This window comes from Bradyrhizobium sp. CCGUVB4N (assembly GCF_024199945.1).
In the GTDB taxonomy this organism is placed as follows: Bacteria; Pseudomonadota; Alphaproteobacteria; order Rhizobiales; family Xanthobacteraceae; genus Bradyrhizobium.
Genome location: NZ_JANADP010000001.1, coordinates 2,117,560 through 2,131,495 on the forward strand (window position 1 = coordinate 2,117,560; position 13,936 = coordinate 2,131,495).

The 13,936-nt window shown below is 58.2% G+C and carries 8 protein-coding genes and 1 riboswitch; of the genes, 7 read left to right on the top strand and 1 reads right to left on the bottom strand.

What is annotated here, in order from left to right:
• Nucleotides 1–16 precede the first annotated feature (16 nt).
• From NLM31_RS09520 to NLM31_RS09540, 5 genes are all read left to right on the top strand, one after another.
• Nucleotides 17–1,156 carry a CoA transferase gene (locus tag NLM31_RS09520; protein ID WP_254192106.1) on the top strand — a complete coding sequence of 380 codons (1,140 nt, stop codon included), beginning with the start codon at nt 17–19 and terminating at the stop codon, nt 1,154–1,156.
• A gap of 7 nt (nt 1,157–1,163) precedes the next feature.
• Nucleotides 1,164–2,363, top strand: a complete 1,200-nt coding sequence (locus tag NLM31_RS09525; protein ID WP_254192107.1) for a CaiB/BaiF CoA-transferase family protein — start codon at nt 1,164–1,166, stop codon at nt 2,361–2,363.
• Between the two features lie 627 nt (nt 2,364–2,990).
• Nucleotides 2,991–3,914: a 3-hydroxyacyl-CoA dehydrogenase gene (locus NLM31_RS09530; RefSeq protein ID WP_254128926.1), complete on the top strand. Its 924-nt coding sequence runs from the start codon at nt 2,991–2,993 to the stop codon at nt 3,912–3,914.
• 441 nt (nt 3,915–4,355) lie between these two features.
• Nucleotides 4,356–5,249, top strand: a complete 894-nt coding sequence (locus NLM31_RS09535; protein ID WP_254128927.1) for a 3-keto-5-aminohexanoate cleavage protein — start codon at nt 4,356–4,358, stop codon at nt 5,247–5,249.
• A gap of 217 nt (nt 5,250–5,466) precedes the next feature.
• On the top strand, nt 5,467–6,789 hold the full coding sequence (locus tag NLM31_RS09540; protein WP_254128928.1) for an MFS transporter: 1,323 nt from the start codon (nt 5,467–5,469) through the stop codon (nt 6,787–6,789).
• A gap of 295 nt (nt 6,790–7,084) precedes the next feature.
• On the opposite strand, the gene metE is transcribed toward NLM31_RS09540, so the two are convergent.
• Nucleotides 7,085–9,415, bottom strand: a complete 2,331-nt coding sequence (gene metE, locus NLM31_RS09545) for a 5-methyltetrahydropteroyltriglutamate--homocysteine S-methyltransferase (protein WP_254192108.1) — start codon at nt 9,413–9,415, stop codon at nt 7,085–7,087.
• A gap of 108 nt (nt 9,416–9,523) precedes the next feature.
• Nucleotides 9,524–9,749, bottom strand: a riboswitch (cobalamin riboswitch).
• A gap of 537 nt (nt 9,750–10,286) precedes the next feature.
• Here metE and NLM31_RS09550 point away from each other — a divergent pair.
• Entirely contained in the window at nt 10,287–11,195 is a 909-nt protein-coding gene (locus NLM31_RS09550) for a TauD/TfdA family dioxygenase (protein WP_254128930.1), read from the top strand.
• A gap of 1,020 nt (nt 11,196–12,215) precedes the next feature.
• Nucleotides 12,216–13,823 (top strand): carbohydrate porin, encoded by a 1,608-nt coding sequence (locus NLM31_RS09555; protein WP_254192109.1) that lies wholly within the window; start codon nt 12,216–12,218, stop codon nt 13,821–13,823.
• The last annotated feature ends 113 nt before the right edge of the window (nt 13,824–13,936 follow it).

Here is a 13,936-nt window from a genome sequence, read left to right on the forward strand (position 1 = left end):
TAGCTATTGCGCGCGATTGTTCGCCGACTTCGGCGCGGATGTGCAGAAGATCGAGCCGCCGGCCGGCGATCCACTTCGCTATTTCGCGCCGCTCACTCCAATGGGCCAGAGCGCTTGGTTCGCGTTCCTGAACTTTAATAAGTCAAGCACGATCATCGATCCCGCTGCCCCGAATGCGATCGCGCGGCTGACTACAATGATCGAGAATTGCGACAGTCTAATTGACGGCAGGGACATTGATCCGGCGGATTGCCCGTCCATTGACGTCGCTGGGATCCGCCAACGGCGGTCCAGATTGATTTCCCTCCAAGCGAGCTGGTTCGGCCGCGAGGGTCCTTATGCAGGATTTGCCGCAACCGATACGACGATCCGCGCGCTCGCCGGCCTCATCAAGCTGGTTGGACCGGTCGAGGGTCCACCATTGCACGCACCGGATTTCCAGACTGGTATCCTCGGTGGCCTGTGGGGGTTCATCGCCGCAGCTTCTTCGGCGGTTGCGCAAATCGAGGGCGAAGCTGGGCCGTCGTGGTCGGTCAGTATCTTCGAATCGAGTATCGCTGTCAGCGAATATCTCATGTTCGAGGCGTTTGCGCGCGGCGAGGTCGTGCATCGGATTGGTATTAACCGCTTCTGGCCGGTGTTCCCGGGCGGCATTTACGAAACCAAGAAAGGCTGGCTCGGCGTGACGACATTTACGCCGGCGCAGTGGCGCGCATTCTGTGACATGCTCGGCCTGTCCGGCTTGCGCGATAATCCGGCGCTGGTCCTTGGCGAAGAGCGTCTGAAGCACATCGATCGGATCGAACCACAGTTCGTGCCGAAGCTGAAGGCTCGGACAGCGCAGGAGTGGTTTGCAGAGGGACTGAAGCGGAGAATCCCGATCGTGCCGGTGCCCGACATGTCCGATCTGCTCCTCGATACCGAGAAGAGGGCGCGGCGCAATCGTGCCTGTCGCCCTTGGTCAAGAAGAGGGCAGGACCGCTGGGTCGATGCAGCGGCTAACCTTGACGCCGCCGCGCCGCGGAGGCAAGGCTCCGGCGCCCGGCGAGCAGCAACCTTTCGCCGAAAACCGAAAGCAGCGATCTTTGGCTGTGTCGTGGACGCCCAGGAGCATCGGTGCCGGCCGGCAGCCCTTGCGTGGGGTTCGCGTCATTGACTTCACGATGGGCTGGGCTGGCCCGTTGTGTACGCGTACCCTGGCTGATCTTGGTGCGGACGTCATCAAGATCGAATCCACCCAGTACCCGGATTGGTGGCGCGGTGTTGACCGGCGGCCCGCTTACGTCGACGCGCAGATGTACGAAAGGGCGCAAGCTTTCTGCATAATGAACCGCAACAAGCGCGGCATCACGCTTGACCTCACACAGCCCCAAGGCCTTGCTCTTGCCAAGCGTCTCTTGGTGAGGGCCGATGTTGTCGTAGATAATTATTCTGTTGATGTGCTGCCGAAACTCGGGCTTGGCTACGATGTGCTCCGAACGCTCAATCCTCGACTTGTCATGTTGTCCATGTCAGCGTTTGGTGCGAAAAGCCTCTATCGCGATTGTCGTGCCTACGGCTCCACCCTGGAGCAGGGTTCTGGGTTGCCGAACGTCGTCGGAAACATGGATGGACCACCAGTGATGAGCCACGTCGCCTTTGGGGATGCCGTGGGTGGATTGAACGGTTGTGCTGCAGTTCTGGTCGCGCTGTTTCACGCCCGCAATACCGGGCTGGCACAGTTCATCGACCTTGCCCAGATCGAATGTATGATGCCGTTTGCCGCACCGTGGATCACTGTTCACTCGATCAGCGGTATGCCTCCGCCAAGATACGGTAATCGACATCCCCAGTTCGTGCCGCATGGCTGCTTCCGCTGCGCGGGTGAGGACAGCTGGGTCATGGTAGCCGCAAGCGACGAGGACATGTGGCAAAGGCTTGCTATCCTCATTGGACGGTCAGACTGGGCGATAGACGCCTCGCTGAGATCTGCGGAAGCTCGCCCCGGCATTGAAGACGAAATGGAGAGGGCCATCGAAGCTTGGACGATTACCCGCGATGCGGATCAGGCCATGTCAGAGTTGCAGGCGGAACGAATTGCGGCCGGCGTGGCCCGACAGCCAACTGACCTGCTCGAGGACCCACATCTCAGGTCGCGCGCATTTTTCCAGGATATCGAACGTGCCTTCATCGGCATGCACCCACAGCCCTCAATACCGATCCGCGACGTCTCATTGCCCTTTGCGATCCGTACAGCGGCACCAACGCTCGGAGAGCACAACAGCGAGATCCTATCGGAACTTCTCGGGCTTTCCGAGACGGAGATCGCGCAATTGGCGTTGGAAGGCATCATCGGGACGTCGATGGTCTCCGAGCGAAACTAGCAAAAGCAAGTGACGTCTCGTGAATATGATAGATCGGCCGCCCATTTCGTTTCCAAGGACTTATGAAACCAGCACAAGGCACAGCATGCCTGGAGCGGCGTCCTCGACGTTACCTCGACCGGAGACTGAATGTTATTTCTATGCAGTATCGTCACCTGATCGGATAGAGGCGACGCCAACCCCTAATAAAGTTGCTTCTTAATCTCTTGCTCTGAGCCTTTCAGGCCGTTTATCGCACTGCAGGAGTTGAACCAACGCATCCGCTGCGTACTGCCCCAAAGAGCTTTTCGCGCCAATTTCGTGTTCGCAGGATTTGAAGCGGGCGACGACAGCTCGTCCTGACCGCAGGCGCGCCCGCGCGATTACCGGCGATAGATCCCAGCTATGTCCTTCAACGAAATCCAATGGTCTGGCAATTGGCCCAGCTCTTGCTCCACGGCTTACCGCCACCGTGAAGCTTCACCGCCGGAATTGTCTGCCGTAGAGCATTCCAATGCGAGATGCTTTCAGTGTGTCAAACGAATGATAGGTCGAAAGCGCGACCTCACTCATCAGTGAGGGCTGGATTCACATCGCCATGCTGCTTTTGACGCTATCTCGCCTCAAGCACATGGGAGGGAGAATGGCATGACCGACGCTGATGCGACCAACTCGGATCTCTCGCCCGAGCGGGACTTCTCAGTTCGTCGACGACTATTCTTTCTCGAGGTGAGTACCAACCGTATTCAAGCGATGAATCCGGATGGTTCCGGTAGAAAGGTTATTGTCGCCGATTGTCAGCTTCCTGACGGAATCGCCATCGATGTCGGCAATAGTCGCATCTATTGGACCAACATGGGGTCCGGCGTCGCCGTCAATGATGGTTCGATCGAGCGTGCAAATATCGATGGAAGCGCTCGCAAAGTCATCGTTCCGCCCGGCGTCACGTTCACACCGAAGCAGATCCAGATCGATCAGAAAGGCGGCAAGCTCTATTGGTGTGACCGCGAAGGGATGCAGGTTATGCGGTGCAATCTCGACGGCTCTGAGATAGAGACGCTGATCGAGGCAGGCCGCGGTGACATGGACCGGCGCGACCCGACCAGGTGGTGCATCGGCATCACGATCGACACCGAGCGCCGCAAAATCTACTGGTCGCAAAAAGGTCCTGACAATGCCGGCCGGGGCCGGATCTTCCGCGCCGACTTTGACATCCCCAAGGGCGAACACCCGGCAAACCGCTCCGACATCGAGGTGCTGTTCAATGGCTTGCCGGAACCGATTCACCTTGAATTCGATCTGGCAAACCGCGTGCTCTATTGGACCGACCGCGGAGATCCCCCGCGCGGCAACACAGTCAATCGCGCACGAGTCGACATAACGACGGAGCCAGAGATCCTGATCACGCACCTGATGGAGGGTATCGGCATCGCACTCGACGTTGCCGGCAACCAGATGTTCATCACGGACCTCGCCGGTTCGATCTATACCGCCGATCTCGATGGAAAGAACAAGCGCAATCTCCTTTGGTCCCAGGGAAATTTCACCGGAATCGCGTATACGGAAATTTAACCCATCGAGGAATTGAAATGACCGTAAACAAGCCAGTTTCGGCAAGGCGCCGTCGTCGGCATCAACCTGTTGGCACGAGCTGGACGGCGCTGTTTGCCACAAGATCACAGATCCTCGCAAACCACATGGCACAGAAGGCAGAAGGCACGCTGAGGCAGTTCGCGGCGCCCGACACTCAAGCGGTTGGGCCGCGCGCCCGAAGCGCCGCTCTCGACGCGCAAAGTTCGCGACCTCCCCCCCTTAAGGTGCCGGCGGCGTTGTTCTCGTCTGGAGCAACGAGCTAGAACGGCTCAAACGACCGGGATGAACGCCAGGCGTTGGAGGCTTCAACTTGCCGCAGAGGCTACTTCCGGCCCGGGCGTCTAGCGTCAAAGCGTTCTTGAGCGAAGTGGTCAGATCCGCCCATAAGTGACTTCAGCAATCGATGTCAGGAGATGCAGTATGAACGTTAAGCGCAAGATTATTGTCACGATTGCGCCAACGGGAGGCGTGGTGAAAAAATCAAAAAACCCGCACCTTCCGACCCAGCCCAGCGAGATCGCCGAGGATGTGTATAGGTGCTACGATGCGGGCGCATCTATTGTGGCGTTGCATGCGCGCAGGCAGGACGATGGCGCGACCTGTAGTTCGGAGATCTACCAGGACATCAACTCACGGATCCGGACAAAGTGCTGTATCGTGATCAATAACAGCACGGGCGGGGGTATCGATGGAGATATGGTGCGATCCATAGGGCCCGGGCTCGATGAGGTTATATTCGAACAGCGTCTACAAGGCTTCGAAGCCGGCGCTGACATGGCGACATTTGGCGCTCATACCGTTCTGGCCAGCTTTGGTGGCCGCGAGATTTTCGTTAACACCTCGCCCACCCGCTGCGACATCATGGCAAAACGATTCCAAAAAACGGGCATCAAGCCTGAATGGGAATGTTTCTCACTTTCTCATCTTCTCCAAGATCCGATACGCCTCATCAACAAAGGGTTCGACAAACCGCCCTATTGGATCAATTTCGTTCTTGGCGCCGATCGCGGAATCCAGGGGGGATTACCGTACACTCCGCAGATTCTCGATATGCTCATCGGGAATCTTCCAAAAGGAGCGATGTTTTGCGTTAGCGGGGTCGGTCGAGCTCAGTTGCCGGCCACAACTCATGCGGTGCTCGCCGGCGGCCACGTTCGCGTCGGACTCGAAGACAATCTGTATCTCGAACCGGGTATACTTGCCACTAACGTGCGGCTCGTCGAGAGAACGGTAAGAATTATCCGAGAACTCGGGTACGAGCCAGCCACCGCGGTGGAAGCGCGGACAATGCTCGGGCTTGCGCCACGCAAATAGTCCGGTGTCGATAGTTCCCAATCGAAATTACGCGTTGGTCCGATGGCCGGCTCTCGACAGCTCCTGAGCATGAGCGTCAATCGTGGAAAATGTTGTCGATCATTGAAATGGACGATCGCCACCTGTGGCAAAGGTTCTCGAGTCAACCTGGTATCGTCGCGCGGCTTCGGTCCTCGAAGGAGGCGTGTCGTCGGCACAATTTGTAGGAGCAGAACGAGTGATAGTCTCCGTTGCTGCCCAATGTCATACCAACGATGAGGCGAGCTCTAACCTGGTCGCGAGCGCCGTTGCCAAAAACACGCTGCGGCTGGTGCCACTTTTGGGTCTTGCCTATCTCTTCAACAACCTTGACCGGACCAGCGTCGGTATCGCTGCGTTGCAGATGAACGAAGCCATTGGCTTGAGCGCCTCACAATTCGGCTGGGGGGCGGGGATCCTCTTCTTTGGTTACTGCGTGCTGGAAGTCCCCAGCAACATGATGATGTATCGTTTCGGCGCGCGCCGCTGGCTCGCCCGCATTATGATAACCTGGGGCCTAGCAGCCGCGGCGACGGCGTTCGCCGTTGGACCATACAGTTTCTACGTGATCCGCTTCCTTCTGGGCGTGTTTGAAGCAGGCTTCTTCCCCGGCGTCATTTGGTACATCTCAATTTGGTTTCCGGCGCGAAACCGAACGGGCGTTCTTGCCTGGTTCATGGCTGCAACACCCCTGTCCGCGTTGATCGGCAATCCAGTCTCGGCTTTGCTATTAGAAATGGACGGTGTGTGGAGGCTGGCCGGCTGGCAGTGGATGTTTTTGATCGAGGGCCTTCCGGCCTGCCTGCTCGGGGTTCTATGCCTCGTCCTGCTTGCCGACACGCCGGACAAGGCCTCGTGGCTGACGCCCACCGAGCGTGATGTGTTGCTGAACGAGCTCGCAAGGGAGAAGGACAAGAAGGTCAAGAAGGATCTCTGGGCCGCGATAAAGGACGTCCGCGTGCTCATGTTGACGGGCATCACTTTCGCATTCACGATCGGTTCTTATGGAATCGGCGTCTGGCTCCCCCTGATGTTGAAGAGCCACGGCTTGAGTAACACGCAGGTCGGTTGGCTCTCGGCGGTGCCCTATCTCTTTGTCACGATAGGCATGTTGTTCTGGGCGCGCCATGTCGATCGTAAAGGGTACAGGATCTACAACCTGATCGCTGCATTGATGCTTGGCGCGACCGGACTTGTCGTTTCGGTGATGTTCACCTCTCTCGTGTCGGCGCTCACATGCATGACGCTTGTTCTGATCGGCACGATCTCCGCGCGGACGATCCTCTACACGATGCCGCAGAGCTTCCTTACCGGCGCTGCTGCTGCCGGAGGCATCGCATTCATCAATTCCATTGGTGCCTTTGGCGCCTTCGTCGGCCCGTACATGGTTGGCGTTCTTAAGGATGCGACGGGATCCTTTGATATCGGTATGATCGCAATGGCATTCATTCTGGTTGTTGCCACTGGCATTGCCCGCAGCCTTAGGCTGGTGATTACGTATGGTGATAACGTTCCTTTCTGAGCGGACCGCCCGAGTAGAGGCCCCTCCAACCAATCGTTTAGCCGCAGCCGTAGCTTCTGCTGAACGATCGATTGGAGATCGCTGCTGCTTCTCCCATCGTCTGCAACGGTCCTCTCCGGGCTCCTGGCAGATGCAATCGGCCGGGCCCGCGCATCTCGCTGCCGGGCGACCCCAGAGAGGCTGCAATGGGCGCGACCGCTCGCTCGGCGGAAATGTGATTTGCGCGGAGGTCCGGCATTTGATCCAGAAACGAATCGGCACTCCGCAACTCCTAACTACCGAGCTCGCACTTGCATCAAGGCCCCCTGCGAAGTTCGCGCGCCGCCGCGACCATGTTGATGAGCGCAGGGCGGACTTCCTCCCATTTGCGGGTCTTCAGGCCGCAATCAGGATTGATCCAGAGCTGCGAGTCCGACAGGCGTTGGCGGGCCAAGGCGATGAGATCTCCGATCTCAGTGGCTTCGGGAACGCGCGGCGAGTGGATGTCATAGACGCCGGGACCGATGTCGTTGGGGTATTTGAAGGCCGTGAACGCGTCGAGTAGCTCCATCTTCGAACGCGACGTCTCGATCGAGATGACATCTGCGTCCATCGCGGCAATTGCATCGATGATGGCGTTGAACTCCGAATAGCACATGTGGGTGTGGATTTGCGTCGCATCTGCAACGCCGGAGGAGCAGATGTGGAAGCTTTCCACTGCCCAGTCGAGATAGGCCTTCCAGTCGGATCGGCGCAGCGGCAGGCCTTCGCGTAGCGCGGCCTCGTCGATCTGGATCATGGTCGCGCCAGCCTTTTCGAGGTCGCCGACCTCGTCGCGGATCGCAAGCGCGATCTGGCGGCAGGTGTCGCTGCGCGGTAGGTCATCGCGGACGAATGACCAGTTCAGGATCGTCACCGGTCCGGTAATCATTGCTTTCATCGGTTTTTTGGTCAGCGATTGCGCGTAGCGCCACCATTCGACAGTCATGGGCTTCGGTCGCGAGACATCGCCGAACAGAACCGGCGGGCGAACGTAGCGCGAGCCGTAGGACTGCACCCAGCCGTATTGGGTGAACACGAAGCCGGAGAGCTGCTCGCCGAAATACTGCACCATGTCGTTGCGCTCGAATTCGCCATGCACGAGCACGTCGAGGCCGATGTCTTCCTGCCACTGCACCGTACGGGCCGTCTCCGCTTTGAGGAATTGCTCGTATCGCGCGTCCGTCAGTTTGCCCTTGGCATGAGCGGCGCGAGCGTTGCGAACGTCGGCGGTTTGCGGGAACGAGCCGATCGTCGTCGTCGGAAAGGCCGGCAGACCAAAGCGCTTGCGCTGGACCTCTGCGCGGTTGGCAAAGGCGCTGGTTCGGCGACGCATGGCGTCGTCGATCGTCGCCATTCTCTGTGCAACGATCGCGTCGTGGATCTTCGGGGAAGTCTCGCGCGCCGTCGCCGCAAGATCGGATGCGGTCAGCGCGGCTGCGACACTCGCCTCGCCTGCGAGCGCCCTCGCGAGAATCGTGAGCTCGCCGATCTTCTGCACCGAGAAGGCAAGCCAGCTCTTCACGTCCGGATCGAGATCGGTCTCGAGCTCAAGATCGATTGGGACATGCAGGAGCGAGCAGGAGGGCGCGAGCTGCACGCGATCCCTGCCGAACTTTGCAATGACGGGTTTGAACCGCTCGATCAGTGCCGATAGGTCAGAACGCCACACGTTGCGGCCATCGATGACGCCGAGCGAAACCACGAGGTCGGCGCGGGCGCCGCATTCAATCTGGCTCAATTGTTGGGGAGCTCGGATAAGATCGACATGCAGCCCAGCCACAGGCAGGCCCAGACCGGTCGCGAGGTTGTCGCCGATCGCCCCGAAATAGGTGGCCAGCATGACCTTGATGTCAGGTACCTCCTTGGCGAGACAGCCATAAGCGCGCTGAAGCGCATTCCGCGTGGTCTCGTCGAGATCAAGCACCAGGCACGGCTCGTCAAGCTGGACCCATTCGGCTCCGCGTTCTGCCAGTTCCTTGAGAACCTCGACATAGACTGGCAGGAGACTATCGAGCAGCGAGATCGGATCAAACGCCAGATCAGCGCTCTTGCCGAGCTTCAGGAAGGTGACCGGTCCTACCAGAACCGGACGCGTTTGATAGCCAAGGGCTTTGGCCTCCTCATATTCCTCGATCGGCTTTCGCGAGGAGAGCCTGAAGGTCTGACCTTTATGGAATTCGGGCACCATGTAATGGTAGTTGGTATCGAACCACTTGGTCATCTCCTGCGCGGCGACCCCGCCGGCGTCATGGGGGTGACTGCTACTTGCTTCATGCTCCCCGCCTTGAGAGCCGCGCGCCATGGCGAAATAGGTCTTCAGCGGGACCGGACCTACCTTCCAGCCATACGCCTCGGGAATGGCGCCCACCATGACGCTCGTATCGAGAACCTGATCATAGAGTGAAAAGTCATTTGAGGGGATGACGGTGACGCCAAGCGAGTGCTGACGCGCCCAGTTGGCGACACGAAGACCGGCCGCCGCTTCAAGAAGTTGCCGGCAGCTGATCTTGCCGGCCCAGTAGCCTTCGAGTGCCGACTTGAGTTCGCGGCGCGGCCCGATACGTGGCATGCCGAGAGTTGCGGCAGGAAGTGAGAGAAGAGACATAGCTTTAACCCCATTATGGTGATGGTGGGGGCAAAGGCCATGGCGGACGCGGGCAGGAGGGCCGCGAAAGCGCCTGCTGCTTGGCGTACCACCGGACACCCCGCCCGTGGACGTTTATGTTGTCGGGGCAGGTCTCCTGGCTCGCGGGTCATCGTCTGCATCCGGCCTTCCCGAAGCATCTGCTTCAGTGACACGTATGGATGCGGACTCGCTGCTTACAGTTGCGGGGGCAGCGCCGGCATTACTTCAATCCTGAATGGATCGTGAGTGCACCGGCTTCCCTCTTAGCTCCAGATCGAGCGAGACCTGGAGAACCTCGACGTCATCGATTTATCCGCAACCGAGGCGGTGCGTCAACCTCGGAGGAGGACCGCCTCTTCTGCGGCATGCTTCCGAGAATACGGCCTCAACAATGGAGGTCACTCCAAACGAACAGCTTGACGATAGGGTGCAAAGCCAAAGTTGACCAGCGCCCCTGACGGCCATTGTTGTCGATAGGCTTGGCTGCCCTGTCCTTCCGATCTCAAGCGTTCTCATGTCCTTCTCCAACGTCATGAGTTTCTTGCTCGCTCGGCACGGGCGGCAATTTCTGCATCGATCGTCAAGCGAAGTAAACCCTTGTGCCCCGGTCAACTACCAATGTTAGCAATTGATCGAACCGGCAGATCGGTCAATCATGGATGAAAGACCGTCACGTAGGCCACACCTCACCTGTCGCAGACCCCGTAAAGAGTGCACGAGGGGGCTCGTCGCCGTCACCGTGGAGTTTGGCGGATCCCGCTATGCGGTCCAGCAATCTGGCGTTCGACAGCTCCTATCGCAGCTGAATAGCTGGCCTGGCGAACAAGGCGCGAATTTGGAGAGTGCCGCTATGAGTGCAACGGACTTGTCGGACAATGTCATTCCTCGCGCCGACATCGTCAAACGGGGAGCGCGCATCGGAGCGGAAATCCGAAACATCAAGCTGTCGGGCGATCTGCCGGACCAGACGATCGCCGCAATCAACGAGCTGCTGCTCGAGAATAAGGTGGTCTTTTTTCGCGACCAGGGTCATCTCGATGACGCCGAGCAGGAACGTTTTGCTCTTCGTTTCGGAAGTCCGGCATGTCATCCGACGCTCGGTGCCATTAAGGGGACGGCGTCGATTGTCGAGCTTGACTCGGTCCGCGCCGGTAGCCGGGCCGACCTATGGCACACCGATGGAACCTTCGTCGACCGCTACCCTAAGATCGCGGTGCTGCGAGGCGTCGTGATGCCACCGTTCGGTGGCGATACGGTTTGGTCAAACACCGTTACAGCCTACCTCGACCTGGTACCGCCGCTGCAACGGCTTGCGGACAAGCTCTGGGCCGTGCACAGCAACGCCTTCGACTACGCGATAATGCCCCGCGCCAGCGAGCTCGACAAGAAGCACTTGGACGAAGTCTTCACAAAAACGATCTATCAGACTGAGCATCCAGTTGTGCGCGTCCACCCCGAGACCGGCGAACGCACGCTACTCCTCGGCGCCCTGGTGCAACGTTTTATTGGCGTCCCGAAATACGACGGCCAGAAGCTGTTTGATCTGTTTCAGTCTCATATCACTGCGCTCGAAAACACCGTGCGCTGGAGTTGGAAGGAAGGCGATGTGGCGATGTGGGACAATCGCGCCACACAACACTACGCGGTGAACGATTATGGCGATCAGCATCGGGTCGTTCGACGCGCCACCGTCGTGGGCGAGGTACCCGTCAGCATCGATGGTCAGAGCAGCGTAACGCGCATCAAGACAGCAAAATAGCCGACCGTGAAGGTTGCCTAGTCTAGCCGGTCAACTGGATTGACGTCGGTCCGGCGATGCAGCCTCTACCATTGCCATCCATCCCTGTATGCAGCATTCGGCAGCTCGGTCCGCCATCGCATTCAATGGTGTCATTGAAAGCCATCGTGCCAGCTCTTAACCCAAGAGCGGCTTGGATTCCCGGAGAGGCTGCATCGGGTTGTTTGAGCTGAGTAGAGCTGCAAATGAGTGAACCGCAAGAGGCGGAACGTGGCTTTGTCGCTTCGCCACAGGGGCGCTTTCGAAGGAATGCCCTCCCCTTAGGTTTCCTGCGCGTCTCGAGATCGGCTTTCTCCTGCGTATTGGCCTCGAGACCTGCCGAGCCCCGTCCCTTCTGAACCAGAGTCAGCTCGCGCCGTTCGTCTTGGGCGAGTCAAAAATGCCGTCCAATCCATAGCTATTCAGCAGACTGAGGGTGTCGTCTATCCCCGCGAACTTACTGCGCGGTCAACAACACCGCGTTGCCGCTCTGCAAGCGTTTCCGCGGTGGTCGATCCCGTGTCTTTGCGAAGCGCGCTATGAGCGGGAAAGCCAACCTCTTCCAGCAGACGATCCGACGACTTCGTGGCGACGACGCCAAGAGCGTGCTTTTCGCGTCTCAGTGTCTGTAAACGAGCCAACGTCCTGAAATGGCTGTTACATCCACCTCTCGGCGCGCGGAACGCCGTGGAAAGAGCGAGTATCCAATCGATCGCGCAGGCCGTTGGAAATTGAGCACGCGCATTGATAGGAAGCGCCTTGCTCCCGGTCACCTACCAACCTTGGCAATTGATGTAACTGGCGGGCACATGGCAATCGTGCGTCAATAAAAGTGGTGCCGCTCACGTTAAGGAAGTCGGGATGCGATATGGGTCTGGCCGCAAGCGGCCTGATGAATCTGCTGTCTCGTCATCTGCAGCTATGGGGTCGACTTCTAAGGCAATCTCTCTCGCTTCATGGAAGCCGAGGGTAAACTGTCTTGCGCGCTCGTCGTGCACTCTCGTGTTAAAGGTCTCGTGGCTTCGGGCTCGTCAGTTGATTTGTCGCGCGGTTCACGCGCTGAAGAAGAAGCTTCATGAAGCGAGCGCGCAGAGATGGGTTGCTGTTGCACTGTCTCTCGCCGCGAGTGCGGTCGGGGCGGGAGCACAAACTGCCAATGAGTCTAACTCCAAAAACGACACTGCGAGTGAGATTGCGCCGAAAAGAATTCAAGAGAAGACGCTGGCGGCTATCAAATCCCGAAGCGGCCGGTCGCAACGAGCCGGGCGCCTCATCACTAGCGCAGCGCCCGCACAGAGTACGATTTTACTTGCGCCAACATCCGACGGCGCGGCTCTGCCTGCGAAGAATGGAACTCAGGAGAAGACCGGCCCCCTTGCAAAGTTCGTGCACCTCCAGGAAAAAGGTATGTGGCTCAATATTCCCGGGCCGGCCGATACGATAGATCAGGATTGCGGCGGCGTTAGATCTGCACTGGGAGGGGTCGGGATCGGCTATGTCGGCGGGACAGTAAATACCTTCGTAGTCAATCAATTGCCGAATGCAGCGAGAAGCCCCATCCGCGATCAGCTATATGTCGGCCAGAACCCGACGTTTAATACCTTAAACTTCGTGATCGCGACGTACGATCTCAGCCGCTTTGGGATTCCCGATGGTCAGATCATTGTGGGAGCCGAGCAGCAATATTGGACATGGAAGCCTGGCGGGCCAGATAGAGTAGGGATCAATACGATTGCTTACTATCAGACCGCTTTCGACGGGAAGCTCGAATTCAAATTCGGTTACCTCAGGAACATAAATGAGTTCGTAGGCACAGTGGTCGGAGGGAACGCAGCAGTCAACGTGTTTGGAGCATCATCGAATATCTTGTACCAAGCAGGCATAAGCAACAACGCGGCCCCGACGCCAGCTCTCAATTTGAAGTACAATTTTGATGATCGCTTCTACAATAAAGCCTCAATACAGCGTTCACTCAGTCCAGACGGCCAATCTGCGCAGATCGCTGAAAATCCGACCGGCTTGAACTGGAGCACGACCAACGCGGGCGTTCTCTTTCTCGACGAAACCGGCTACAAGAACAAGGCTGGTCCAGGCTTGCCCGAGACTTGGTTGCGGGCTGGTGCCGGAGTCAACAATAGCAGCTCCTCGGACTTGCAGCATCCGACTCAACCGAGAACCAGCGGCAATAGCATCTATTACATCGCCGCGGACAGGCAGCTATGGCAGGCTGATGCCCAAGGCTTGGCAGCTCGTGGCATCTATGCGGGAATTTCCGTCATGTACGCGCCGCCTGACTTAAATCGGGTCAGTCAGTACTATGAGCTTCGTCTTTATGCGAAGGGGCTGTTTGATAGCCGGCCGCACGATCAGATTGCTATTGTTGCCACCAACACTGCGTGGAGCTACATCGCAGTGGATGCTGCCTTGGCCAAGGGCCATTTGGCGCATCGCGACAGTACGGCGATTTCTGGAACATACACGGCGCATCTGGCACCCGGGATATACTCAAGCTTGGGACTGACATACATCAATAATCCGGCAAGCATCACATACACCCCCCGTACGGGACATGCGTTGAACTTGTTGGTGTCCACGTCGATGTTCTTCTAAGATTCGAGAACTTTGATGGTTTCTGTGTCCGCTATGCTCGCCACGTGAAGGGCGACATGGCCGCTAGTGCGCCACTACATAGAAAGAGCAGTGAACCGCCCGGGGTTTGCCGG